This window comes from Agromyces sp. ISL-38, assembly GCF_018613935.1.
Classification (GTDB): domain Bacteria; phylum Actinomycetota; class Actinomycetes; order Actinomycetales; family Microbacteriaceae; genus Agromyces.
In genome coordinates, this window is sequence record NZ_JAGGPF010000008.1 from 17271 (window position 1) to 42225 (window position 24955).

The 24955-nt window shown below is 70.3% G+C and carries 24 protein-coding genes and 1 tRNA gene; 21 read left to right on the plus strand and 4 right to left on the minus strand.

The features are described 5' to 3' along the window. Positions 1 to 13 precede the first annotated feature (13 nt). Complete coding sequence (locus tag J7E25_RS06620) at positions 14 to 583, minus strand: cysteine hydrolase family protein (protein WP_214869108.1); 570 nt, start codon at positions 581 to 583, stop codon at positions 14 to 16. Positions 584 to 689: 106 nt separating this feature from the next. Between J7E25_RS06620 and J7E25_RS06625 the strand changes: the two genes are divergently transcribed. The 7 genes from J7E25_RS06625 to J7E25_RS06655 all read left to right on the plus strand — a co-directional run bounded on the left by J7E25_RS06625 (position 690) and on the right by J7E25_RS06655 (position 5817). After that, complete coding sequence (locus J7E25_RS06625; RefSeq protein ID WP_214869111.1) at positions 690 to 992, plus strand: antibiotic biosynthesis monooxygenase; 303 nt, start codon at positions 690 to 692, stop codon at positions 990 to 992. Between the two features lie 10 nt (positions 993 to 1002). Continuing rightward, the gene (locus tag J7E25_RS06630; RefSeq protein ID WP_214869113.1) at positions 1003 to 2169 is read left to right on the plus strand and encodes an FAD-dependent oxidoreductase; all 1167 of its coding nucleotides are present in this window, start codon (positions 1003 to 1005) and stop codon (positions 2167 to 2169) included. A 136-nt stretch (positions 2170 to 2305) separates the two neighbouring features. Beyond that, a complete protein-coding gene (locus J7E25_RS06635) occupies positions 2306 to 3091 on the plus strand; it encodes a DUF4386 domain-containing protein (RefSeq protein ID WP_214869115.1) in 786 nt (261 codons plus the stop codon). A gap of 59 nt (positions 3092 to 3150) precedes the next feature. After that, a complete protein-coding gene (locus J7E25_RS06640; RefSeq protein WP_214869117.1) occupies positions 3151 to 3582 on the plus strand; it encodes a hypothetical protein in 432 nt (143 codons plus the stop codon). Beyond that, positions 3576 to 3809: a helix-turn-helix transcriptional regulator gene (locus J7E25_RS06645; protein ID WP_214869119.1), complete on the plus strand. Its 234-nt coding sequence runs from the start codon at positions 3576 to 3578 to the stop codon at positions 3807 to 3809. The genes J7E25_RS06640 and J7E25_RS06645 overlap by 7 nt, the downstream gene beginning before the upstream one ends. Further along, positions 3806 to 4831, plus strand: a complete 1026-nt coding sequence (locus J7E25_RS06650; RefSeq protein WP_214869121.1) for an NAD(P)-dependent alcohol dehydrogenase — start codon at positions 3806 to 3808, stop codon at positions 4829 to 4831. The genes J7E25_RS06645 and J7E25_RS06650 overlap by 4 nt, the downstream gene beginning before the upstream one ends. Next, positions 4828 to 5817: an NAD(P)-dependent alcohol dehydrogenase gene (locus J7E25_RS06655; RefSeq protein WP_214869123.1), complete on the plus strand. Its 990-nt coding sequence runs from the start codon at positions 4828 to 4830 to the stop codon at positions 5815 to 5817. Before J7E25_RS06650 ends, J7E25_RS06655 begins: the two co-directional genes overlap by 4 nt. 34 nt (positions 5818 to 5851) lie before the next feature. Here J7E25_RS06655 and J7E25_RS06660 read toward each other — a convergent pair whose 3' ends face one another. Next, positions 5852 to 6832, minus strand: coding sequence for a YeiH family protein (locus J7E25_RS06660; protein WP_214869125.1), 981 nt, complete (start codon positions 6830 to 6832; stop codon positions 5852 to 5854). 63 nt (positions 6833 to 6895) lie between these two features. Beyond that, positions 6896 to 8497: a dolichyl-phosphate-mannose--protein mannosyltransferase gene (locus J7E25_RS06665; protein ID WP_214869127.1), complete on the minus strand. Its 1602-nt coding sequence runs from the start codon at positions 8495 to 8497 to the stop codon at positions 6896 to 6898. A 40-nt stretch (positions 8498 to 8537) separates the two neighbouring features. Between J7E25_RS06665 and rsmI the strand changes: the two genes are divergently transcribed. From rsmI to J7E25_RS06715, 10 genes are all read left to right on the plus strand, one after another. Continuing rightward, the gene (gene rsmI, locus J7E25_RS06670) at positions 8538 to 9362 is read left to right on the plus strand and encodes a 16S rRNA (cytidine(1402)-2'-O)-methyltransferase (protein ID WP_214869129.1); all 825 of its coding nucleotides are present in this window, start codon (positions 8538 to 8540) and stop codon (positions 9360 to 9362) included. Between the two features lie 181 nt (positions 9363 to 9543). Next, positions 9544 to 10689 carry an NADP-dependent oxidoreductase gene (locus J7E25_RS06675; RefSeq protein WP_214869131.1) on the plus strand — a complete coding sequence of 382 codons (1146 nt, stop codon included), beginning with the start codon at positions 9544 to 9546 and terminating at the stop codon, positions 10687 to 10689. 68 nt (positions 10690 to 10757) lie between these two features. Then, complete coding sequence (metG, locus tag J7E25_RS06680) at positions 10758 to 12317, plus strand: methionine--tRNA ligase (protein ID WP_214869133.1); 1560 nt, start codon at positions 10758 to 10760, stop codon at positions 12315 to 12317. Positions 12318 to 12333: 16 nt separating this feature from the next. Then, the gene (locus J7E25_RS06685) at positions 12334 to 13224 is read left to right on the plus strand and encodes a TatD family hydrolase (protein ID WP_214869135.1); all 891 of its coding nucleotides are present in this window, start codon (positions 12334 to 12336) and stop codon (positions 13222 to 13224) included. Between the two features lie 36 nt (positions 13225 to 13260). Continuing rightward, positions 13261 to 14142, plus strand: coding sequence for a 16S rRNA (adenine(1518)-N(6)/adenine(1519)-N(6))-dimethyltransferase RsmA (rsmA, locus tag J7E25_RS06690; protein WP_214869137.1), 882 nt, complete (start codon positions 13261 to 13263; stop codon positions 14140 to 14142). Positions 14143 to 14256: 114 nt separating this feature from the next. Then, positions 14257 to 15186 carry a 4-(cytidine 5'-diphospho)-2-C-methyl-D-erythritol kinase gene (locus J7E25_RS06695; protein WP_214869139.1) on the plus strand — a complete coding sequence of 310 codons (930 nt, stop codon included), beginning with the start codon at positions 14257 to 14259 and terminating at the stop codon, positions 15184 to 15186. Positions 15187 to 15260: 74 nt separating this feature from the next. Next, entirely contained in the window at positions 15261 to 17159 is a 1899-nt protein-coding gene (locus J7E25_RS06700) for an ABC-F family ATP-binding cassette domain-containing protein (protein WP_214869140.1), read from the plus strand. 216 nt (positions 17160 to 17375) lie between these two features. Further along, positions 17376 to 18272, plus strand: coding sequence for a MetQ/NlpA family ABC transporter substrate-binding protein (locus tag J7E25_RS06705; RefSeq protein ID WP_214869142.1), 897 nt, complete (start codon positions 17376 to 17378; stop codon positions 18270 to 18272). A gap of 10 nt (positions 18273 to 18282) precedes the next feature. After that, complete coding sequence (locus J7E25_RS06710; RefSeq protein WP_214869144.1) at positions 18283 to 19311, plus strand: methionine ABC transporter ATP-binding protein; 1029 nt, start codon at positions 18283 to 18285, stop codon at positions 19309 to 19311. Next, positions 19311 to 19970, plus strand: a complete 660-nt coding sequence (locus J7E25_RS06715; RefSeq protein WP_214869374.1) for a methionine ABC transporter permease — start codon at positions 19311 to 19313, stop codon at positions 19968 to 19970. The genes J7E25_RS06710 and J7E25_RS06715 overlap by 1 nt, the downstream gene beginning before the upstream one ends. 137 nt (positions 19971 to 20107) lie before the next feature. On the opposite strand, the gene J7E25_RS06720 is transcribed toward J7E25_RS06715, so the two are convergent. Then, positions 20108 to 20599, minus strand: a complete 492-nt coding sequence (locus tag J7E25_RS06720) for a MarR family winged helix-turn-helix transcriptional regulator (RefSeq protein WP_214869146.1) — start codon at positions 20597 to 20599, stop codon at positions 20108 to 20110. Positions 20600 to 20714: 115 nt separating this feature from the next. Here J7E25_RS06720 and J7E25_RS06725 point away from each other — a divergent pair. From J7E25_RS06725 to J7E25_RS06740, 4 genes are all read left to right on the plus strand, one after another. Next, positions 20715 to 20786, plus strand: a tRNA-Gln gene (locus J7E25_RS06725). Position 20787: 1 nt separating this feature from the next. Next, positions 20788 to 22230, plus strand: a complete 1443-nt coding sequence (glmU, locus tag J7E25_RS06730; RefSeq protein WP_214869148.1) for a bifunctional UDP-N-acetylglucosamine diphosphorylase/glucosamine-1-phosphate N-acetyltransferase GlmU — start codon at positions 20788 to 20790, stop codon at positions 22228 to 22230. A gap of 36 nt (positions 22231 to 22266) precedes the next feature. Beyond that, positions 22267 to 23244, plus strand: coding sequence for a ribose-phosphate diphosphokinase (locus J7E25_RS06735; RefSeq protein ID WP_214869150.1), 978 nt, complete (start codon positions 22267 to 22269; stop codon positions 23242 to 23244). Beyond that, a complete protein-coding gene (locus J7E25_RS06740) occupies positions 23244 to 24944 on the plus strand; it encodes a long-chain-fatty-acid--CoA ligase (protein WP_214869152.1) in 1701 nt (566 codons plus the stop codon). Before J7E25_RS06735 ends, J7E25_RS06740 begins: the two co-directional genes overlap by 1 nt. The last annotated feature ends 11 nt before the right edge of the window (positions 24945 to 24955 follow it).

Consider the following 24955-nt stretch of genomic DNA (forward strand, 5'->3'; position numbering starts at 1 on the left):
CCCTGGAGCCGGCTCAGCCGTGTGCCGCGCCAACGACGTCGTCGGTCGTGACAACGCGCGCGAAGTCGCCGCCCGAGAGGTTCACGGCGGTCGCCCGCGCGAGTTCGGCGGCGGAGAGCCGGATGCCGCCCGGGCCCTCGAGGTCGAACGTGTGGGTCGCGTCGAGCGGCACCGTGACGTCGTAGCCGAGGTTGCCCGCCATGCGGGCGGTGGTCTCCACGCACATGTTCGTCTGGATGCCGGCGATCACGAGCTGACGGATGCCGCGGGCTCCGAGCCATCCGTGCAGGTCGGGCTCGCCGTAGAACGCGGAGTTGGTCTGCTTCGTGACGAGGAGCTCGTGCGGGGCGTCGGCGACGATGTCTTTGAAGGCGTTGCCGGGGGAGCCCGCATCGAGCGGCGAGCCCTCGGCGATCGAGTCGTGGCGCACGAGCACGATCGGCCGCGAGGCATCCGACCACGCGGCGATCAGACGAGCGATGTTCGCTTCGGCCTCTGGGTTGTCGCGCTCGCCCCACGAGGGGTCGTCGAAGCCCTGCTGCACGTCGATCACGAGAAGGGCGGCGCTGTCGTCGAAGTCCATGCCCTCATGATGCCGCAGCGAACGTCTGGACCTGGCTCCCCGCCCTGCCAATCCCCGGCGATGGGCTGCCAAGCGGCCTGGCCAGGAGCGCCGGTATCGTGGGCCCGTGATCCTCGAACATGCGATCCTGCCCGTGATGCCCGGTCGCGAAGCCGACTTCGAAGCCGCGCTCGCCGAAGCCATCCCGATCATCTCGTCGATGCCCGGCTTCGTCGACCTGCGCGTCTCGCGGTCGGTGGAGACGCCGAACGAGTATCTGCTGCTCGTGCACTGGGAGCGCATCGAGGCGCATACGGTGGGGTTCCGCGGCTCCGTCGAGTACGAGCGGTGGCGCGAATTGCTGCATCACTTCTACGAGCCGTTCCCCGTGGTCGAGCACTTCACGGAGGTGCTCGCCGTCGACGCCTAGGCTGGACGCCATGGTGACCCGGGTCGAGACGATCGTGGTGGGCGGCGGCGCCATGGGTGCCGCCACGGCATGGCAGCTCGCACGGCGCGGGCGCGAGGTCGTCGTGCTCGAGCGGTACGAGCCCGGCCACCGCCTAGGCGCCTCGCACGGTGCGTCGCGCAACTTCAACGTCGCCTACTCCGACCCGACGTACGTGCAGATGCTCGTCGAAGCGCTGCCGCTCTGGCGCGAGCTCGAGGCCGAGAGCGGTGCTTCGCTGCTCGAGCTCGTCGGCGTGGCGAACCACGGCCCGAGCGGCAGCTTCGACGCCGTGCACGACGCGCTCACCGCGGCCGGCATCGCGGCAGAGTTCCTGGGTGTCGAGGAGGCGGGCGAGCGCTGGGCGGGCATCCGCTTCGACACGCGAGTGCTCTTCAACGAGCAAGCGGGCCGAGTGAACGCGGATGCCACGGTGCGCGCGCTCCACGCCACGGCGGCGGCCGCTGGAGCCGACGTGCGGCATCGGACGCAGGCCACGCGCATCGAGGTGGTCGACGACGGGCGCGTGCGCGTGGCATCCGTCACCGATGCCGGCATCGCGGAGGTCTTCGAGGCCCGCACCGCCGTCGTCACCGTGGGCGCGTGGACCTCGAAGCTCCTCGGCGGAATGAGCCTGCCTCCGCTCGTGGTCACGCAGGAGCAGCCGGCGCACTTCGCCGTGCGCGACGAGACGGTCGCGTGGCCGAGCTTCAACCACTTCCCGGGCGCGGCCGACGCGGGTTACGACTACTGGCGATCGCCCGTCTACGGCATGCTCACGCCCGGCGAGGGAGTGAAGGCCGGCTGGCACGGCGTCGGGCCGGTCGTCGACCCCGACGAGCGTGACTTCGCGGCCGAACCCGAGCAGCTCGCGGCGCTGCAGCGCTACGCCCGCGACTGGCTGCCGGGCGTCGACGCCGACGCGATCGTGCCGATCAGCTGCACGTACACGACGACGCCAGACGAGCACTTCGTGCTCGACCGCGTCGGGCCGATCGTCGTCGGCGCCGGGTTCTCGGGCCACGGGTTCAAGTTCACGCCCGTCGTCGGGCGCATCCTCGCCGACCTCGCCGACGGCAGCGGGCCGGCGCCCGAGCTCTTCGCCGCCGACCGGGCCATCGCAGAACACCCAGCGTCGCCGACCGGCCTCGGCGGCTGAAACCAGCGGCCTTCCGAGGTTCGTGACGCTTGCTGAGGGCGGCGATGTAAAGAATCCTTGACTCGATGTGCAAATTCCTTTACATTGATCGATGTCAAGAGTTTTTTACATCGAAGTGGCCTGCTGAGGAGCCGACATGTCAATGGAAGAGCGCACGAATCCGGGCAACGGAATGTGGTTCGCGGCTGCGGGGGCACTCACGGCGATGGCGGTGCTGGCGTTCCCGAGCATCGGCACGATCGACGGCATGCTCACCGCCGCGGCGACCGGCTCCGAGACGGCTGCCGGTGGAGGCATCGGCGAAGCCATCAGGGCCTCGGGCGGAGCCTTCGGCGCTGCCGTCTTGACGCTCATGGGCATCGTGGTGCTCGACGTGATCGTGGCATGGGGGCTCTGGGGCGTCTTCCGGCCGATGCAGCCCGCAGCTGCCGCGCTCGCCGCTGCGCTGCGGATCACCTACTCCGCCGTCTTCGCGGCGGCGATCGGCCTGCTGATCGATGCGCAACGACTCGCCACCGGCGTGGGTGCCGCCGAGACGCTGCCCGAAGACGTTCGCGACGGGCTGGCGTTGCAGCGCCTCGCCGAGTTCGACGGCATCTGGAGCGGCGCCCTCATCATCTTCGGCGCGCACCTGGCCGTGGTCGGCTGGCTCCTGCTCCGCCGCGGCGGCGCGTTCGCCGGAGTCGTCGGGGCCCTCGTCGCCATCGCCGCTGCCGGCTACGTCTTCGACGGCGCGCTTCCGATCATCGTCCCTGCATCGGAAGGCGGCATCGCGCAGTTCACCTTCGTCGGCGAGGTGTTGCTCATCGCGTGGCTGATCACCGGCGGCGTCCGCTCGTTTCGCCGCGCGCGCCGCGCTCGCCGCCTTGAGGCCACGGCGCCGACCGGCCCGGCGGATGCCGCGGCACGCGTCTCTGCATGAACCGACACGCGGTCGCGGCATCCGGAACCTCACGAACCAACGCATCACTGGAGGATGAAATGTCATACGAAGAGAAGGGCACGTGGGTCTTCCTCGTGGTCTCGGTCGCCGGATACGGCGTGTACCTCGGCCTCGTGCTGCCCCGACTGCTGGGCGGAACGCCGGTTGGCGAGATCGACTACGTGCCGGCCGTGCTCTGGACGATCGGCGGCTCGATCGTCGGGGCGATCGTGCTGCGCATCCTCGTCGAGATCGTGGTGCCGAGCGGCAGCACGCGCGGTGACGTGCGCGACAAGGAGATCGACCGGCTCGGCGAGCGCGTGGGCAACGCCTTCCTCGTGATCGGTGCGATCGGCGCCCTCGTGCTCGCGCTGTTCGAAGCGGGATACTTCTGGATCGCGAACGCCATCTACCTCGCCTTCGTGCTCTCGGCGATCCTCTCCAGCGTGACGAAGGTGGTCGTCTACCGGAAGGGCGTGCCGACGTGGTGAAGCCCACGCAGGTGACGAACGACATCCGGTCCCTGCGATTCCGTCACGGCGAGATGACCCAGGCCGAGCTCGCGGAGCGGATCGGCGTCACCCGCCAGACCGTCATCGCGATCGAACAGGGGCGGTACTCGCCTTCGCTCGAGATGGCCTTCCAGATCGCCCGGGTCTTCGGGGTTCCGCTCGATGCGGTGTTCCAGTACCCCGAGTCAGAGGAGACGGCGTCATGAGAACAGCAGTGTACGAGCAGTACGGCGGGCCCGACGTGGTGCGCATTGCAGAGGCAGGCGTACCCGAGATCGGCGACACCGACGTGCTCGTGCGCGTCGATGCCACGGTGGTCGGCGCATCCGACGGCGCGGGCCGGTCGGGCACGCCCCGATTCGCACGACTGTTCTTCGGGATCGCGCGGCCGAAGCATCCGGTGCTCGGCTCCGACTTCGCCGGGGTGGTCGAGCGGGTCGGCGGCAGCGTGACTCGATTCGTGGCCGGCGACCGCGTGTTCGGCACGCTCGCACCGATCAGCGGAGCCCACGCCGAGTACGTGAACGTCTCGGAGCACGGCGCGATCGTGCACGTGCCCGAGCACGTCGACCAGGTCGAGGCCGTCGCGCTGGTCGACGGCTTCCTCACCGCGCTGCCCTTCCTCCGCGACGGCGCGCAGGTGCGGCCGGGGCAGACCGTGCTCGTGAACGGGGCATCCGGAACCGTGGGCTCGGCGGCGGTGCAGCTCGCGAAGCACTTCGGAGCCACCGTCGTCGGGGTCTGCAGCGGTTCGAACGAGTCGCTCGTGCGCTCGCTCGGCGCCGATCGGGTGATCGACTACACATGTGACGACTTCACCGACGCTCGTGACGAGTTCGACGTCGTGTTCGACGCCGTCGGCAAGCACTCGTTCGGGCAGGCCCGCAGGGCGCTCACGCCGACCGGCGTGTACCTCACGACCGTGCCGTCGCTCGCGATCCTGCTGCAGGCGCCGTTCACGCGGTGGTTCAGCCGCGGTCGCCGGGCGGGCATCCTCTTCACCGGCCTGCGCAGCGCTAAGGCGAAGGCCGCCGACCTCGCGCTCCTCGTCGAGCTCGTCGAGGCGGGCGCCCTCAAGCCGGTCATCGACCGGATCGTGCCCTTCGACGACATCGTCGAGGCCCACCGGCGCGTCGACACGGGCCACAAGGCCGGCAGCGTCGTCGTCGCGGTGACCGCCGCGCGTCGGCCGGTGCCGCCGCAGCTCCGACGGGAGGCGGCGTCATGAGGGCGATCGTCCGGAGTCGCTACGGCGGCCCCGAGCTGCTCTCGCTCGCCGAGGTCGCCGCGCCGGTGCCGGCCGCCGACGAGGTGCTCATCCGCGTGCAGGCGGTCGCCGTGAGCGTCGGCGACGTGTTCCTCCTCCGCGGTGAGCCGCGCATCGTTCGCACGGTGTCCGGCCTCCGCCGTCCGAAACAGGAGATCCTCGGCAGGGATGTCGCCGGCGTCGTCGAGGCCGTCGGCGAGCAGGTCACGCGCTTCCGTGTCGGCGACGCCGTCTACGGCGAATCCGACCAGGGCGGATGGGCGGAACTCGTCGCGGTGCCCGAGCGCTTCGTCGCGCTCCGCCCCGGGAACGTCGACGCCGTGCACGCGGCGGCCGTGCCGGTCTCGGGCACCACCGCGTTGCAGGGCCTGCGCCTTGCGGGTGTGAAGGCCGGGCAGCATGTGCTCGTCAACGGCGCCTCGGGCGGCGTCGGCGGATTCGTCGTGCAGCTCGCGAAGGCCATGGGCGCCGAGGTGACCGGCGTCGCCAGCGCGGCGAAGGCCGACCACGTCCGCGCGATCGGCGCCGACCACGTGATCGACTACGCCGCCGAGGACTTCACGGCCGCTGCCGGCAGGGCCGGTGAACGCGACGCAGGCCGGTACGACGTGATCTTCGACCTCGTCGCGAACCATTCCCTCTCGAGCCTCCGCCGCGCGCTCACCCGGCGTGGCACGCTCATCCTCTCGGCGGGGAGCGGCGGCAGGGTGCTCGGGCCGCTCGGGCGCATCGCCGCGGCATCCGTCGTCTCGCCGTTCGTCTCGCAGCGGCTGCGCCCGCTCGCCGCCACCAGGAATGGCGACGACCTCGCAGAGCTGACGGGCCGCATCGAATCGGGCGCGGTGCGGCCCGTCGTCGACGAGGTCTTCCCGCTCGAGCGCACGGCCGCTGCTGTCGAGCGCTTGGAATCGGGCACGGTGCGCGGCAAGGTCGTTATCGAGGTCTGAAGGGCGAGGCGGCGTTCAGCCGAGCAGGCGGCACTCAGCCGAGCAGCACCGCCCCGTAGGCGAGTCCGGCGACGAGGGCCCACGACGTGAGGCCCACGACGAGGGCGCGCCACCCGGTGCGGGCGAGCTCGGCGAACCGGATCGAGGCGCCGAGGGCGAAGAGCGCCATCGCGAGCAGGGCGGTCTGCGCCCAGTCGGCTCCGGTGAGCAGCCACTCGGGCAGCGTCACGAACGTGTTGAGCAGCACGGCGACGAGGAAGCCGGCCACGAAGAGCGGCATGAGCGCGGGGCGGACGGCGGCGGCATCCGTGGTTCGCCGCCGCTCGACCGCCACCGTGATCGCGACCATCGGGGCGAGCATGAGCACCCGGGTGAGCTTCACGACGACGGCGACGGCGAGTGCCGTGGTGCCCGCGACCTGCGCGGTCGCGACGACCTGCCCGACATCGTGCACTCCTGCACCGACCCAGTGCCCGAAGCCGACCTGCGAGAGGCCGAGCGGCTGCCACAGCGCCGGCAGCACCGCGATGGCGAGCGTGCCGCACAGCGTGACGAGGGCCACGGGCACCGCCTGCTCCTCGTCGCGAGCACGCACGGCCGCAGCCATGGCCCCGATCGCCGAGGCGCCGCAGATCGAGAATCCGCTCGCGACGAGCACGGGCTGGTGACCGGGCAGGCCGAGCGCACGGCCGAGGCCGATCGTGCCCACGAAGGTGAGCACCACGACGGCGATCGTCGTGAGGATCGACACCCAGCCGAGGGCGGCGATGTCGACGAGGCTGAGCTTCAGTCCGAGCAGCACGATGCCGAGGCGAAGCAGGTGCCGGCTCGCGACCTCGAGGCCCGGTGCGAGCACCCCGACGAGCGCCGGCCGCACGGCGGGAACCTGCGCGACGAGGATGCCGAGCACCACTGCGGCCGTGAGGAGCGGCACGAACGGCAGGGCCAGGTGAACGAGCCAGGCGATGAGCGCCGCGGATGCTGCGACGAGCAGCCCCGGCATCCGTTCGCGCATGCCCCAACGGTAGTGGACGGCCTTCGCCGCTCGGCCGCGCGGCCGCGATCCCGAACGCGCGCACTACCCCCAGGTCGGCAGCCAGAAGTGCAGCTGTCGGAACTCGGGGGTGACCGGCATGCCGGTCCAGAGCGGCAGGAAGAACGCCGACACGAGCACGACGAAGCCGAGGAAGATGCCGACGACCGCGAGGCCGCGTTGCCGTCGCCAGCGGGGATCCTCGGGCCGGCCGAGCACGAGGCCGACCACGAAGACGAGCGCGAGCACCGTGTAGGGCTCGAACACGATCGAGTAGAACTGGAAGACCGTGCGGTTCAGGTACATGAGCCACGGCAGGTACCCGGCCGCGAGCCCCAGCAGGATGGCGCCGGCCTGCCACTCGCGGTAGCGCGCGAGCCGGTAGACGAGGTACACGGATGCCGCGGCCGCCGCCCACCAGATGAGCGGGTTGCCGATGCCCATCACCGATTCCCAGCACGTATCGGCGCCGCATCCGCCCGACCCGTCGTCGGTGGAGGCGAAGTACATGTTCGTCGGGCGGATCATCAGCAGCCACGTGAGCGGATTGGCCTGCCACGGATGCGCCTGGTGTACGCCGACGTGGTAGCCGTATGCCGCCTCGTGGTAATGCCAAAGGCTCTGCAACGTGAGCGGCACCCAGGAGAACAGGCCCGTCGCGGCGTGACCTGCCTCCTCGGCCCAGTGCCGGTAGTAGCCTCCGTCGGTGACGAGCCAGCCGGTCCACGACGCGAGATACACCGCCGCGGCCACAGGCACGAGGATCACGAAGGTGATCGGCGCTTGCTTCAGCACCGCGGCCGTGAGCCAGAACGGCACGCCGGCGCGCCGTCGGGCGAGCGCGTCGACGACCACGAGGTAGACGCCGAAGGCGGCCACGAAGTAGACGCCCGACCACTTGACGGCGCACGCCGCGCCGAGCGCGAGGGCGGCGGCCAGCAGCCATGGGCGCGCCCAGAGCGCCGGTCCATAGGCCGGGTCGGCGCCGCTTTCGCGCGCCCTGTCGAGCCGTGACTCGAGGAGCCGTCGTGCCTGCGCACGGTCGAGCAGCACGAACCAGAACCCGAGCAGCGTGAAGAGCATGAGCCAGTTGTCGAGGAGCGCCACTCGTGACATCACGATCGCGTTGCCGTCGACGGCGAAGAGGAGTCCGGCGATCACGGCGAGCACCGTCGAGGAGAACAGGCGGCGTGCCACGACCGCGAGAAGGAACACCGCGATCGTTCCGGCGAGTGCGGTTGTCGCGCGCCACCAGAACGCGTCGCCCGCGCCGAACGCGGCCATGCCGAGCGAGATCATCCACTTGCCGAGCGGCGGATGCACCACGTAGGTGGGGTCGTCCGAGAAGATGCTCGTGTCGCCGTTCGCGAAGTCGGCGTCGGAGCCCTCGGGCCAGCTCGACTCGTAGCCGTTCTGCAGGAGCGTCCAGGCGTCTTTCACGTAGTAGGTCTCGTCGAAGACGATCGCCTGCGGATGCCCGAGGTTCCAGAACCGCAGCACCGCGGCGATGAGGGTGACGAGCACGGGCCCGCCCCAGTACCAGAGCGCGCGCCTGCCGGGCGTCGAGAGCATTCGCGCCCACCAGGCGTCGAGCCTCGTGCCGCGCGGCTCCCGGTAGGGGTCGTCGTCGGCCGGCTCCACACCCATGCGTCCAACCCTATCCGCGTCCGTGCGACACACTGGGAGCATGATCATTCTCGCCGCGACGCCCATCGGCAACCTCGGCGACGCCTCGGCCCGATTGCGTGAGGCGCTCGAGACGGCCACCCTCGTCGCCTCCGAGGACACGAGGGTCACGCAGCGCCTCCTCATGGGGCTCGGCATCACGAACCGCCCGCGTCTCATCGCATTGCACGAGCACAACGAGCGGCAGAAGGCCGGCGAGCTCGTCGAGCTCGCCCGCGAACGCGATCTGCTCGTGCTCAGCGACGCGGGCATGCCGACCGTCTCCGATCCGGGCTTCCCGCTCGTCGCCGCGGCCGCTGCGGCCGGCGTCGAGGTCACCGTCATCCCCGGCCCGTCGGCGGTCGTCACCGCGCTCGCCGTGTCGGGCCTGCCGACCGATCGATTCGCGTTCGAGGGGTTCCTGCCGCGCAAGGCCGGTGAGCGATCCCGTCGCCTCGCCGAGCTCGCCGGCGACCGGCGCACGCTCGTCTTCTTCGAGGGACCATCGCGGCTCGCCGCGAGCCTCGGCGCGCTCGCCGAGGCGTTCGGCGCCGACCGCCAGGCCGCCGTGTGCCGGGAGCTCACCAAGCTGCACGAAGAGGTGAAGCGCGGGCCGCTCGGCGAGCTCGCCGAATGGGCGGCAGCAGGGGTGCGGGGCGAGATCTGCATCGTCGTCGGCGGCGCGGGAGAACAGCGCATCGATGCCGCGGGTGCACTCGAGCGAGTGCTCGAGCTCGCGGCATCCGGAACCCGCTTGAAGGACGCCGCAACCCTCGTCGCCGCCGAGAGCGGCATGGGCAAGCGCGAGCTCTACGATGCGGCGATCGACGCGCGCAAGGCTCGCTAGCAGCAGAGAGTTCCCTGCTCGGCGGGCGCGAACCCCACGAGGCGGCGATCGACACGCGCAAAGGCCGCCGGCATCCTGTCGTTCTCCGCCCGGCAGGCGGAGAATGGCAGTACCGCACGAATGGCAGTACCGCACATGGCGGTACGCACATGGCAGTACCGCACAACGGTGGAGGTGCGATGTGGCGCACGCAGTGAAGTTCTCCCGCTTCGGCGGACCAGAGGTGCTCGAGGTCGTGGAAGTGCCGATGCCCGAGCCGGGCGAGGGCGAAGTGGTCGTCGAGGTGTTCGCGACCGGGTTGAATCCCGTCGAGAGCGCGATCAGGCGGGGTGACCACCCCGACCGATGGCCGGTCGAGTTCCCTGCGTCGCAAGGGCACGACCTCGCGGGCGTGGTCGTCGCCGTAGGTCCGGGCGACGGGCGGTTCTCGCGCGGTGACGAGGTGATGGGCTACGTCGAACGCGGGGCGCACGCGACCCACATCGCCGTGCCCGAGTCGCAACTCATGCTGAAGCCGCCGGGGCTCTCGTGGGAGGTCGCGGGCTCGCTTCACACGGCGGGCACGATGGCGTGGGCGGCAGTGGAGGGGCTCCGCCTCGATTCGACCGACACCGTTGTCGTGACCGCTGCAGCCGGAGGAGCTGGATGCCTCGCGGCACAGTTCGCCCGCTTGCGCGGCGCCACGGTGATCGGCACCTCCGCCGACATGCGCTTCGACTTCCTGCGCCAGTTCGGCATCATCCCGGCCGCCTACGGCCCTCGGCTCGCCGAACGGGTGCGGGACCTTGCGCCAGGACCCGTGACCGCGTTCCTCGACTTCCTCGGCGGCGAGTCGCACGAGGCGATCGCGCTCGGCGTGCCGAGCTCGCGCATCCTCACGGTGCTCGACTGGGACGCGGTCGAGGGGCAGAAGGCCGTGAAGCTCTCGCCGGGTGACGTCGTCGCGCTCGGCCGCGTCGCAACGCTCGTGGCAGCGCGCCGGGTGCGCCTGCCGATCGCCGACATCTTCCCGCTCGACGACGTCGCCGACGCATATCGGGCGCTCGACCGGCGCGAGGCGCCGGGCAAGATCGTGCTCGGGCTTCGCATCGTCGACTACCCCGCGCAGCGGGTGCGGGAACCGGCGATCAAGGAGCAGGACGTCACGCTCGGCGTGGCCACGCCGCACGAGCACATGTACGTCGAGGAGGCCGTGCCGCCCGCGATCGGCGACGGCAGCGTGCGCCGGCGGCATCGCGAGGAGCACGAGCGCGAGGAGCACGAGCGCGAGGAGCACGAGCGCGAGGCCACCGCCCACACGGAGTCCGAGGCGCCCGTGGGCGACTGACCCCGGGCAGGCGTGCGCGGCGCGTAACGCGGCGGCGGCGGCATCCGCTCGCCCATAGGATTGAGCGCATGGCCGACGGCTCCTCGCTCTATATCACCACGCCCATTTTCTACGTGAATGACGTGCCGCACATCGGGCACGCCTACACCGAGGTGGCCGCCGACGTGCTCGCGCGCTGGCACCGCCAGGCGGGCGACGACACGTGGATGCTCACGGGCACCGACGAGCACGGCCAGAAGATCCTGCGCACCGCCACGGCGAACGGCGTCACCCCGAAGGAGTGGGCCGACAAGCTCGTCGCCGAGGCGTGGAAGCCGCTTCTCCAGACCGTCGACATCGCCAACGACGACTTCATCCGCACCACCGACGACCGGCACGAGCTGAACGTGCAGAAGTTCCTGCAGAAGCTCTACGACGACGGCCACATCTACACCGGCGAGTACGAGGGGTACTACTGCGTCGGCTGTGAGGAGTACAAGCAGCAGTCCGAGCTCGTTCCGGGCGCGGGGGAGTACGAGGGGCAGCTCGTCTGCGCCATCCACTCGAAGCCCGTCGAGCTGCTGCACGAGAAGAACTACTTCTTCCGCATGTCCGCGTTCGCCGACAAGCTCCTCGCCCTCTACGAAGAGCGCCCCGACTTCGTGCAGCCCGAGAGCGCACGCAACGAGGCCGTCGCGTTCGTGAAGCAGGGCCTCGCCGACCTCTCGATCTCGCGCTCCACGTTCGACTGGGGCGTGAAGGTGCCGTGGGACGAGTCGCACGTCGTCTACGTGTGGTTCGACGCACTGCTCAACTACATCACCGCCGTCGGCTACGGGCAGGACGACGAGGAGTTCGCGCGCCGCTGGCCTGCCCAGCACGTGATCGGCAAAGACATTCTGCGCTTCCACGCCGTGATCTGGCCGGCGATGCTGCTCGCCGCGGGGCTCGACGTGCCCAAGGGCATTTTCGGTCACGGTTGGCTGCTCGTCGGCGGCGAGAAGATGTCGAAGTCGAAGCTCACGGGCATCGCGCCAGAGCAGATCACCGAGACCTTCGGCTCCGACGCGTTCCGTTACTACTTCCTCCGCGCCATCGCGTTCGGCCAAGACGGCTCCTTCTCCTGGGAGGATCTCGCGGCGCGCTACCAGGCAGAGCTCGCGAACGGCTTCGGCAACCTCGCCTCGCGCGTGGTCGCGATGATCACGCGCTACCGTGACGGCGTGGTGCCCGCGGCGGGCTCGCTCACCGAGGCCGATCTCGAGATCGCAGCGGTCGAGCGCCGAGCGACGGATGCCTCGTGGGCGGCCGTCGATCGCCTCGCGATCCACGAGGCGATCGGCAGCGCCTGGGAGCTCGTCGACGCGCTGAACGGCTACCTGACGATCGAGGAGCCGTGGACCCTCGCGAAGGACCCGGCGAAGGCCGATCGTCTCGAGACCGTGCTCGCCACCGCCTACCACGGGCTCGGAACGCTCGCGGTGCTGCTCTCGCCCGTGCTGCCGAAGGCCACCGAGAAGCTCTGGACGGCACTCGGCGGCCCCGGCACCGTGCAGGAGCAGCGCATCGACCGCGCCCACGAGTGGACGATCGGCGAGCGCGTCACCCCGCTCGAGGCGCTGTTCCCGCGCGTGGAAGTCGTGGAGTGAACGGCGAGGTCGCCCAGTGACGCCCGACCGCCTTCGCACCCGGTCCGACGGCTCGCGCGCCGCGGCGTACCCGCCTGCGCCCGATCCGCTCCCGGTCGCCGTCTACGACAACCACACGCACCTCGAGATCGCCGACGGCGCGCTGCCGCTCGACGTGCACGAGCACCTCGAACGTGCAGCATCCGTCGGCATCGCCGGCGCCGTGCAGGTCGGAACGGATGTCGCGACCTCGCGCTGGTCGGCCGACGCCGCGGCGCGCGAGCAGCGTCTGCTCGCCGCGGTCGCACTCCACCCGAACGAGGTGCCCGAGCTCGAGGCATCCCGAACCCTCGACGACGCCCTCGCGGTCATCGACGAGCTCGCGGCGCAGCCGCGCGTGCGCGCGATCGGCGAGACCGGCCTCGACTTCTATCGCACGGGCGACGACGGGCAAGGTGCGCAGTTCCGTTCGTTCGAGGCGCACATCGACATCGCGAAGCGGCACGGGCTCGCGCTGCAGATCCACGACCGCGACGCGCACGACGAGGTCGTCGCGACGCTCCGCAGGGTCGGCGCGCCCGAGCGCACCGTCTTCCACTGCTTCTCGGGGGGTGAGGAGCTCGCGCGGATCGCGGCCGATGCCGGCTGGTACCTCTCCTTCGCCGGCAACGTCACGTTCAAGAACGCCGAGAACCTGCGCGAGGCGCTGCGGGTCGCGCCGCGCGACCGGATCCTCGTCGAGACGGATGCCCCGTACCTCACCCCCGTGCCGCTCCGCGGCCGGCCCAATGCGCCCTACCTCGTGCCGCACACGGTGCGTTTCATGGCCGAAGTGCTCGGCGCCGAGCTCGACGGATTCTGCGAACAGCTCGCGGCGAACACCGTGAGCGTGTACGGCTCGTGGCAAGATGAGCCCCGTGCAAGATGAGCTCGTGCAAGCCGAGCCCGCGGCTGGGACGACGGCGTGAACGCGCATCGGCATGAGGCCGAGGGCGTCGAGGCGTCGCCGCGCCTCCTGGGTCCCGCCGAGATCCGCGATCTCGCCGAGCTCCTCGAGGTCACGCCCACCAAGAAGCTCGGACAGAACTTCGTGCACGACGCCAACACGGTGCGCCGCATCGTCCAGACCGCGGGCGTGCGCGCCGGCGAGACCGTGCTCGAGATCGGCCCGGGGCTCGGGTCGCTGACGCTCGGGCTGCTCGAAGCCGGTGCATCCGTCATCGCCATCGAGATCGACAAGCGGCTCGCCGCCCAGCTGCCGCACACCGCCGGCATCATGCAGCCGGGCAAGCCGCTCACCGTCGTCACCCAAGACGCGCTCCGGGTCACCGAACTGCCCGGCGAGCCCGTGCGGCTCGTCGCGAACCTGCCCTACAACATCTCGGTGCCCGTGCTGCTGCACCTGCTCGAACACTTCGATTCGCTGCAGTCGGGCATCGTGATGGTGCAGGCCGAAGTCGGGCACCGGCTCGCCGCAGGCCCCGGGTCGAAGGTCTACGGCGGCCCGAGCGTGAAGGCAGCCTGGTACGGGCACTGGCGCACGGCCGGTCAGGTCTCGCGCATGGTGTTCTGGCCGGTGCCGAACGTCGACTCCGTGCTCGTCGGCTTCGAGCGAGCGGATGTCCCGGGCACCGAGTCCGAACGGGTCGCCACCTTCGCGCTCGTCGACGCGGCCTTCCAGCAGCGGCGCAAGATGCTCCGGCAGTCGCTCTCATCGGTGCTCGGCGGAACCTCGGCAGAGGCGACCGCGGTGCTCGAGGCCGCCGGCGTCGATCCGCAGGAACGCGGCGAGCAGCTGACCGTCGCCGACTTCCTCCGCATCGCGCGCGCCGCGGCGAAGGGCTGAGCCGCCTTCCGAGGCGCGGGCACCGGGGCCGGCATGCGAAGGCACGCCCGCGCGGCTCGTCGCACGCGGCCGGATGACCCGGGTTGCGCGGTGGCCGTGGGCTAGCGTGGAACCATGACGATCGCGGCGACGGACGAGGCAGTCCACGTTCGTGCGCCCGGCAAGATCAACCTGTTCATGCGCGTGGGTGCGCTGCAGGCCGACGGCTACCACGATGTCGCCACCGCCTATCAGGCGGTATCGCTCTACGAAGACGTTCGTGCGTGGCCCGACGACGAGTTCAGCGTCTCGTTCGGCGGCAGCATCGACACGTCGGGACTCCCGGTCGACGGCTCCAACCTCGCGATCAAGGCCGCAAAGCTCCTCGCCCGCACGGCGGGCGTGCCGGGCGGCGTGCACCTCGAGATCGACAAGCACGTGCCGATCGCGGGCGGCATGGGCGGAGGTTCGGCGGATGCCGCAGCCACCCTCGTCGCGTGCGACGCGCTCTGGGGCACCGCCCTCTCGAAAGAGGAGCTGCATGCCCTTGCGGCGAAGCTCGGCGCCGACGTGCCGTTCGCCCTCACCGGCGGCACCGCCGTCGGCACCGGACGCGGCGACCGGCTGAGCCCCGCGCTCGCGACCGGCTCGTTCCACTGGGTGCTCGCGCTCGCCGAGTTCGGGCTCTCGACGCCCGGCGTGTACCGCGAGCTCGACCGGCGCCGCGAGGAGCGGCCCGAGTCGGCCCCGCGCGGTATCTCCCCGGTCGTCGATGTCGCCGTGCTGCAAGCGCTCAGGGCGGGCGACGCGCGCCGCCTCGCCGATGCGCTGCACAACGACCTCCAGGTGGCCGCGCTCGACGTCGCGCCCGGCCTCGGCGGAATCCTCGAACTCGGAGAGTCGAACGGCGCGCTCGCTGGCATCGTGTCGGGGTCGGGGCCCACGGTCGCGTTCCTCGCCGACAGCACCGACGCGGCGCTCGAACTCCAGGTCGCGCTCTCGGCGGCCCGGCTGAATGCGGTGCACGTGCACGGTCCGGTTCACGGCGCGCGCATCATGCGCTGAGCGCGCGCTGAGCCCCCTGCGCCGAGCCCGCGCCGAGGGAACACGCAGGTCGCGGCGGCTAGGCTCGGGGGGACATGGCACACCTCCTCGGCGCCGAGCGCCTGCACCTCGAGTTCCCGACGCGGGTCGTCTTCGACGAGGTCACCCTCGGCATCGACGAGGGCGACCGCATCGGCGTCGTCGGCCGCAACGGCGACGGCAAGTCCACCCTGCTGAAGCTCCTCGCAGACCGGCTCGAACCCGACGGCGGCCGGGTCACGCGCCGTCGCGGCATCCGCATCGGCATGCTCGACCAGGCCGACATCGTCGACCCGGGCAAGACGGTCGCCGAGTCGGTCGTCGGAGGCATCGAAGAGCACGTGTGGGCCGGCGACGCGAAGGTGCGCGACGTCATCGCGGGCCTGCTCACGGATGTCCCATGGCACGCGCAGGTCGGCAGCCTCTCGGGCGGGCAGCGACGCCGGGTCGGGCTCGCCGCGCTCCTCGTCGGCGACTGGGACGCCGTGTTCCTCGACGAACCCACGAACCACCTCGACGTCGAGGGCATCGCCTGGCTCGCGGGTCATCTGAAGTCGCGCTGGTCGACGGATGGCGGGGCGCTCGTCGTCGTGACGCACGACCGGTGGTTCCTCGACGAGGTGTGCACCGGCACGTGGGAGGTGCACGACGGCATCGTCGAGCCGTTCGAAGGCGGCTACGCGGCCTACGTGCTGCAGCGCGTCGAACGCGACCGGATGGCCGCGGCATCCGAGTCGAAACGGCAGAACCTCATGCGCAAGGAGCTCGCCTGGCTGCGTCGCGGAGCGCCGGCGCGCACGTCGAAGCCGAAGTTCCGCATCGAGGCGGCGAACCAGCTCATCGAGAACGAGCCGCCGCTGCGCAACCCGGTCGAGCTCAACCGCCTCGCGGTGTCGCGGCTCGGCAAAGACGTCGTCGATCTGCTCGACGTCTCGGTCGAATACCCCGTGTCGGATGCCGCAGCCGGCGTGCCGGCCACCCGCACCGTGCTGCACGAGCTCGAATGGCGCATCGCGCCCGGCGAGCGCACCGGCATCCTCGGCGTGAACGGAGCCGGCAAGTCGACGCTGCTCGGCCTCGTCACCGGCGCGGTGCAGCCGACGAGTGGCCGCGTGAAGCGGGGCAAGACGGTGCGCATCGCGACGCTCAGCCAGGAGCTCGCGGAGCTCACCGAGTACTCCGAGCAGCGCGTGAGCGCGGTGATCGCCGAGCAGCGAACGAGCTACCAGGTCGGCACGGGGTCTGGTTCAGGAACAGTGGAGATGAGCCCCGCGCAGCTCCTCGAGCGCCTCGGGTTCACGAATGCCCAGCTCTCGACGCCCGTGAAGAACCTCTCGGGCGGGCAGAAGCGACGCCTGCAGTTGCTGCTCATCCTGCTCGACGAGCCGAACGTGCTGATCCTCGACGAGCCGACGAACGACCTCGACACCGACATGCTCGCCGCGATCGAGGACCTGCTCGACTCGTGGCCGGGAACGCTCCTCGTCGTGAGCCACGACCGGTATCTCATCGAGCGCGTGACCGATCGGCAGTTCGCGATCCTCGACGGGCACCTCCGCGACCTGCCGCGCGGGGTCGACCAGTACCTCGAGCTGCGGCGATCGACGAATACCGCGCGATCGGCGATCGCATCGGCCGGCCGGATCGAGTCGACGGCGCCGACGACGGCGACGGCTGCGGCCGCGGCGGGGTCGGGCTCGTCCGCGACGGCGGTCGGCACCCGCGTGCTCGCGGGCGCCGAGCGACGCGTCGCCGAGAAGGAGCTCTCGTCGATCGACCGCAAGCTCGACCGCATGCAGGCCGAGATCGCCGCGGTGCACGAACGGCTCGCGCGTCACGACCAGGGCGACTATGTGGGCCTCGGCACGCTCGGCGACGAGCTGCGCGCGCTCGAGGCATCCGTGGCCGACCTCGAGACACGGTGGCTCGAGGTCTCGGAGTCGCTCGAGGGCTGATCTGCTCGAAGCATCCGTCACATTCGTCTCGAGCTGACGCAGGAACTGTGACGAGACATGACCACGTCGTCACGAGCCGAAGATCCTTCGACTAACGTGGAAGTGCGCCCGCGCTCGCGGCATCGAAGCCCCCACCGTTACCAACCGTGGCGGAGCCATGCCTGAATCACGCCATCAGCACTCGATCGCGGCGCGCCGAACGCGAAAGGGAACCACATGTCACACCGTACCAAGCTCATCGCCGCACTCGCCGCAGTGCCGCTCCTCGTCGGCCTCGCCGCCTGCGCGAGCCCGGCCTCGGGCGACGGCGACGCCGCGAACGAGGTCGTGAAGATCGGCGTCGTGGGAGCCGGCGACCCGCAGTGGGCCGCGTTCGAGCAGGCGGCAGCCGACGAGGGCATCACGGTCGAGGTCGTCGACTTCTCGGATTACGCCCAGCCGAACCCCGCGACGAGCGAGGGCGAGCTCGACCTCAACCAGTTCCAGCACATCGTGTACCTCGCCGACTACAACGTGTCGAGCGGCGAAGACCTCACCCCGATCGGGGCGACCGCGATCTACCCGCTCGGCCTCTACTCGACGAAGTACGACTCGGTGAAGGACATCCCCAAGGGTGAGACCGTCGCCGTGCCGAACGACGCGTCGAACCAGGCCCGTGCGCTGCTCGTGCTGCAGTCGGCCGGGCTCATCGAGCTGAAGAGCGGCGGAACGATCTTCTCCGATCTCGCCGACATCGACGAGTCCGCGTCGAAGGTCAAGGTCACCGCGCTCGAGGCGTCGCTCACGCCCACGTCGCTGCCCGACGTCGCGGCGGCAGTCATCAACAACGACTTCGTCGAGGACGCCGGCCTCAAGTTCGAGGACGCGATCGCGCAGGACGACCCGAGCGACCCGAACGCGCTGCCCTACGTCAACATCTTCGCCGCCCGCGCAGAGGACAAGGACAACGAGACCTACCTGAAGCTCGTCGAGATCTTCCAGAACGACGCCGACGTGCAGGCCGCCCTCGTCGAGTCCTCAGGGAACACCGCGGTCCCGGTGCAGACGCCCGTGGCCGACCTCGTCGACTCGCTCACCAAGGTCGAGGCCGACACGAAAGCCGCGAAGGGCTAGGGACGAACCCATGGCGCTCGTCGCCCTGCGTAACGTCACGAAGACGTATCCGGCACCTGAGAAAGACGCCGAGCCGATCGTCGCCGTCGATGACGTGACCCTCGATATCGAAGCCGGTGACGTCTACGGCATCATCGGATACTCGGGTGCCGGGAAGTCGACGCTCGTGCGGCTCGTGAACGCGCTCGAGCCTGCGACCTCCGGCAGCATCGTCGTCGACGGCACCGAGATCACGGCCACTCCCGAGCGTCAGCTCCGCGGCATCCGGCTCCGCATCGGCATGATCTTCCAGCAGTTCAACCTCTTCAACTCGAAGTCGGTGTGGAAGAACGTCGCATACCCGCTGACGGTCGCGGGCCGGCCGAAGGCGGAGATCGCAGTGCGGGTCGACGAGCTGCTGGACTTCGTCGGCCTCACCGACAAGGCGAGGAGTTACCCCGATCAGCTCTCGGGCGGCCAGAAGCAGCGCGTCGGCATCGCGCGTGCGCTCGCGACCTCGCCGCAGCTCCTGCTCGCCGACGAGGCGACGAGCGCCCTCGACCCCGAGACGACGCAAGAGGTGCTCGCCCTCCTCAAGCGCGTGAATCGTGAGTTCGGCATCACGATGATCGTGATCACGCACGAGATGGACGTGATCCAGTCGATCGCGACGAAGGTCGCGGTCATGGACGGCGGACGTGTCGTCGAGAACGGCGACGTCTTCGAGGTCTTCTCCAACCCGCAGAACACCGCGTCGCAGCGATTCGTGTCGACGGTCGTCAAGGGCATCCCGTCGCCCGCCGAGCTCGCGGTGCTGCGCGAGCGGCACGAGGGCCGCCTCGTCACGATCTCGTTCCGCGACGGCGATGCCTCACAGGCCGCGGTCTTCGTCGAGCTCGCTGCAGCTGGCCTCGAGTTCGAGCTCGTGTTCGGCGGAATCAACGACATCCAGGGGCGAGCCTTCGGTCACCTCACCCTCGCGATCAGGGGTGCGGATGCCGCGATCGACGCGGCGCTCGCGCAGATCGCCGCTCGCGTCGACGTGACGGAGGTGGCGTGATGGATCGCCTCTTCGAGCTCGGGAGCGAGTTCTGGGTCGCCGCCCTCGAGACGCTCTACATGGTGTCGCTCACGCTGCTGTTCGGCGGGCTCGCGGGCCTCGCCATCGGCCTGGCGCTGTACACGACGCGCGCCGGGAGCCTGCTCGCGAACCGTGCGGTGTTCAACATCCTGAACGTCATCATCAACTTCTTCCGGCCGATCCCGTTCATCATCTTCATCGCCGCCGTGCAGCCGCTCTCGCGGCTCGTGATCGGCACCGGCATCGGCAACAACGCCCTCATCTTCGCGCTGTCCCTTGCGGCATCGTTCGCGATCGGGCGGATCGTCGAGCAGAACCTGCTCACCGTCTCACCTGGCGTCATCGAGGCGGCGAAGGCGATGGGCGCGGGGCCGTTCCGCATCCTGCGCACCGTCGTCATCCCTGAAGCGCTCGGTCCACTCATTCTCGGGTACACGTTCGTGATGGTCGCGATCGTCGACATGACTGCCGTCGCAGGCTTCATCGGCGGCGGCGGCCTCGGAAACTTCGCGCTCGTCTACGGCTATCGCCAGTTCGAGCCGGTCGTGACCTGGGCCGCGGTGCTGCTGATCGTCGTCTTCGTGCAGGGCGTGCAGTTCTTCGGCAACTGGCTCGCCCGCAAGGTGCTCCGCCGGTAGCTCGAGTGCGGAGGTGGATCGGGTGCCCGTGCCGGTGGTGATGAGCTCGAGCGCTGCACCCCGCGTCGTCGGCCAATGCGCGATGCGGCCGTAGGCGTCGGGTGCGGCGACCTTCCGGGTTGCGCCGGAGCGCCGCCTCAGTCGAACCCGAGGCTCAACTTCCGGAGCAACCCCGCGAGGCGCTTCTGCTCGGCCGCAGGCAGGCTCTCGAGCAGCTCGGCCTCGGCGTCGACGAGCCGCGTGATCGCGGCATCCACTCTGGTGAGGCCCGCGGGGCTCATCTCGACGAGGATGCCGCGGCCGTCGTTCGGGTCGGTCTGGCGGGTGACGAGTCCGCGTTCGACGAGCCGGTCGATGCGGTTCGTCATGGTGCCGCTCGAGACGAGGGTCTGCTGCAGCAATTGCTTGGGGGAGAGCCGGTACGGCGAGCCCGCTCGACGAAGTGCGGAGAGCACGTCGAACTCCGACGACTCGAGTTCGGATCGCGTGAAGGCCTGGCGGCGTGCCCGGTCGAGGTGCTTCGCCAGCCTCGCGACCCGCGAGAGCACCTGCAGCGGCGCGAAGTCGAGATCGGGCCGCTCCCGTTCCCAGTCGCCGACGATACGGTCGACTTCGTCTGCATCCGTCATCCGGCCATTATCTCGCGAGGGCGCATCTCACGCGGTCAGGGGGCCGGATGCCGCTGAGCACATGCTCGCTCATGGCAGACTGGATGTCGCGCGATCGCCACAGGCTCCCGCGCGATCCGCCGTAGTGTAATGGCAGCACGACAGCCTTTGGAGCTGTTCGGTCCAGGTTCGAGTCCTGGCGGCGGAGCATGGATCACAATCTCGCCATCATCGTTCTGGCGGCCGGGCAGGGCACCCGCATGAAGTCCGCGACACCGAAGTTGCTGCACCCGCTCGCCGGTGCGCCGATCGTCGCGCACGTGCTCGCGACGGCGCGGGCGCTCGACGCCGCGCACGTCGTGGCCGTGGTGCGCCACGAGCGCGACCGCGTCGCCGAGGCCGTCGCAGCGGAGTTCCCGGGCGCCGCGATCGTCGATCAAGACGACATCCCCGGCACCGGCCGGGCGGTCGAGCAGGCGATGGCGGCGCTGCCCGCCGACTTCGAGGGCGAGGTGCTCGTGCTGAACGGCGACGTGCCGCTCCTCGACGCAGAGACGCTCTCGCGATTCCTCGAGGGCCACCGGTCGCGAGCCGCCGCGGCATCCGTGCTCTCGGCCGTCTACGACGACCCCTCGGGCTACGGGCGGGTCGTGCGCGACGCGGCGGGCGCCTTCGACCGCATCGTCGAGCAGAAGGACGCCTCCGACGACGAGCGCGCGATCGATGAGATCAACGCCGGCATCTACGCCTTCGGCGCGAGCGCCCTACGCGACCAGCTCGCGAACCTCACGACCTCGAACGCGCAAGGCGAGAAGTACCTCACCGACGTCATCGGCCTCTTGCGCTCGGCCGGGTCCGAGGTGGAAGCCGTGCCCGTCTCCGAGCCGTGGCTCGTCGCGGGCATCAATGACCGCGCCCAGCTCTCCGAGACGGCCGCCCGGCTGAACGCCCTCATCGTGCGGGGCTGGCAGTTGAACGGGGTCACGATCGACGACCCGGCGACCACGTGGATCGATCTCGCGGTGCGCATCGAAGCCGACGTCACGATCCGGCCGGGCACCCAGCTGAAGGGCGCCACGGTCATCGCCTCCGGCGCGGTCGTCGGGCCCGACACGACGCTCGTCGATTGCGAGATCGGCGAGAACGCCACGGTGAAGCGCACCGACGCCACGCTCTCGGTGATCGGCGCCGGGGCATCCGTCGGCCCGTTCTCCTACCTGAGGCCGGGCACGGCGCTCGGCGCCGACGGAAAGATCGGCACGTTCGTCGAGACGAAGAACGCCAGGATCGGCGAGGGCAGCAAGGTGCCGCACCTCTCGTACGTCGGCGACGCGACCATCGGCGAGGGTTCGAACATCGGAGCCGGCTCGATCTTCGCCAACTACGACGGCGTCGCGAAGCACAGCTCCGAGATCGGCTCGCACGTGCGCACCGGGTCGCACGGCGTGTTCGTCGCGCCCGTTAGGATTGGCGACGGAGCCTACACGGGCGCCGGCACGGTCGTCCGAAAAGACGTCCCCGCCGGCGCGCTCGCCGTGAACGTGGCTCCACAGCGCAACATCGAGGGATGGGTCGAGAAGCATCGACCCGGCACCGCGGCCGCCCAGGCGGCCGAGGCGGCCGGAGAGGCATCCGGCCCCGCCGCCGACTGAACGCACCGGCCGAGGCGGGTGGAGAGGACAGACCATATGGCTGCAATCGAGACCACCGGATCGAAACGCCTCGTGCTCGTCTCGGGGCGGGCGCACCCCGAGCTCGCCGAGCAGATCGCGGAGGAGCTCGGTGCAGACCTGGTCCCGACCGATGCGCGCACCTTCGCCAACGGCGAGATCTACGCTCGCTACGACGAGAGCGTGCGCGGCTCCGACGCATTCGTCATCCAGTCCCACACGGCACCGATCAACGAGTGGCTCATGGAGCAGCTCATCATGATCGATGCCCTGAAGCGCGCGTCCGCGAAGCGCATCACCGTCGTCGCCCCGTTCTATCCGTACGCCCGGCAAGACAAGAAGGGCCGCGGCCGCGAGCCGATCTCGGCACGCCTCGTCGCCGACCTCTTCAAGGCCGCCGGCGCCGACCGCATCATGTCGATCGACCTGCACGCCGCGCAGATCCAGGGCTTCTTCGACGGCCCCGTCGATCACCTCTTCGCGATGCCGGTGCTGCTCGAGTACTTCAAGGAGAAGCTCGACACCTCGACCCTCGCGGTCGTCTCGCCCGACATGGGCCGCGTTCGCGTCGCCGACATCTGGAGCGACAAGCTCGGCGCGCCGCTCGCCATCATCCACAAGCGCCGCGACCCGCTCGTGCCGAACCAGGTCTCGGTGCACGAGATCGTCGGCGAGGTCGAGGGGCGGGTCTGCCTGCTCGTCGACGACCTCATCGACACCGGGCGCACGATCGTCAAGGCCGCCGAGGCGCTGAAGGCGAACGGCGCCATCGGCGTCGTCGTCGCCGCAACCCACGCCGTCTTCTCCCACCCGGCGGTGGAGATCCTGCAGAGCCCCGCCATCGACCACGTGGTCGTGACCGACACGCTCCCCGTTCCCCACGAGAAGCGCTGGGATCGACTCACGGTCCTGCCGATCGCACCGCTGCTCGCCCGCGCGATCCACGAGGTGTTCGAAGACGGGTCGGTGACGAGCATGTTCGACGGCGCGGCCTGATGCCCGTCTCGACGCCGCGCCCCTGGCTCTCGAGCTACGCCGAGGGAGTGCCGACCGTCATCGAGCCGCAGGACGGGTCGCTCTACGACCTGCTTCGGGCCTCGGTCGAGCAGTACGCCGACCACGTCGCACTCGAGTTCTTCGGCCGCACCACGACGTACGCCGAGCTCGGCGAGCAGGTTGAGCGGGCCGCCGAGGGCCTGCGTCGCCTCGGCGTGAAGCAGGGCGACCCGGTCGCGCTCGTGCTGCCGAACTGCCCGCAGCACGTGGTGGCGTTCTACGCGGTGCTTCGGCTCGGCGCGATCGTCGTCGAGCACAACCCGCTCTACACGCCCCGTGAGCTCCGCCACCAGTTCGAAGACCACGGTGCGCGCGTCGTGATCGCGTGGAACAAGGTCGTCGAGACGGTCCAGGCCTTCCCGCCGGATGTCGCGGTGAGCTCGATCGTCTCGGTCGACCTGACCCGGGCGATGCCCCTCCTCACCCGCATCGCATTGCGGCTGCCCGTGGCGAAGGCCCGGGAGTCCCGTGCCGCCCTCACTACGAAGGTGCGCGGCACGACGCCGTGGCACGACCTCGTCGCCTCCGCCCGCATCGACGCCCACGTCCCCACGCCGGGCGTCGACGACGTCGCGCTCATCCAGTACACGAGCGGCACCACCGGACGCCCGAAGGGCGCCACCCTCACGCACGCGAACATCTGCGCCAACGCCGCGCAGACCCGGGCGTGGGTGCCGGCCATCGAGCGCGGCACCTCGGTCGTCTACGGCGTGCTGCCGATGTTCCACGCCTACGGGCTCACCCTCTGCCTCGCGTTCGCGACGAGCATGGGCTCGCGGCTCGTGCTCTTCCCGAGGTTCGACCCCGACCTCGTGCTGAAGGCCGTGAAGCGGCGACCGCCGACCTTCCTGCCCGCGGTGCCGCCGATCTACGATCGGCTCACGAAGGCTGCCGCTGCCGCGGGCGTGTCGCTCGCCGACATCCGCATCGCGATCTCGGGTGCGATGCCGCTCTCGGCCGCTGTCATCGAGCCGTGGGAGGCCGAGACCGGGGGAATCCTCGTCGAAGGATACGGCCTCTCCGAGACCTCGCCGGTGCTTATCGCCAACCCCATCTCCGCGAATCGCAAGGCGGGAACCGTGGGGCTGCCGCTGCCGAGCACCGAGATCCGCGTCGTCGATCCCGACGACCCGATGGTCGATCGCGAGCCCGGTGCCGAGGGCGAGCTCATCGTGCGCGGCCCGCAGGTGTTCTCGGGCTACTGGCTGAAGCCCGAAGAGACCGAGGCAGTGTTCGTGCCGTCGACCGACGGCGGCGCCGCGTGGTTCCGAACGGGCGATATCGTCACGGTCGACGAGGCCGGCTTCGTGCGCGTCGTCGACCGCATCAAGGAGCTCATCATCACCGGCGGCTTCAACGTGGCCCCGAGCGAGGTCGAAGAGGCGATCCGCCGCCATCCCGACGTCGAAGACGTCGCGGTGGTCGGGCTGCCCGACGACCACTCCGGCGAGCAGGTCGTGGCCGTCGTCGTGCTGCGCGACGGCGCGACGCTCGACGAAGCGTCCATCCGCGCTCGCGCGCGGGATGAGCTCACGGCCTACAAGGTGCCGAAGCGCGTCGTGCAGGTCGACGACCTGCCGCGCTCACTCATCGGCAAGGTGCTGCGCCGCCAGGTGCGCAACACCCTGCTCAACGCGTGAGCGGGGCCGCG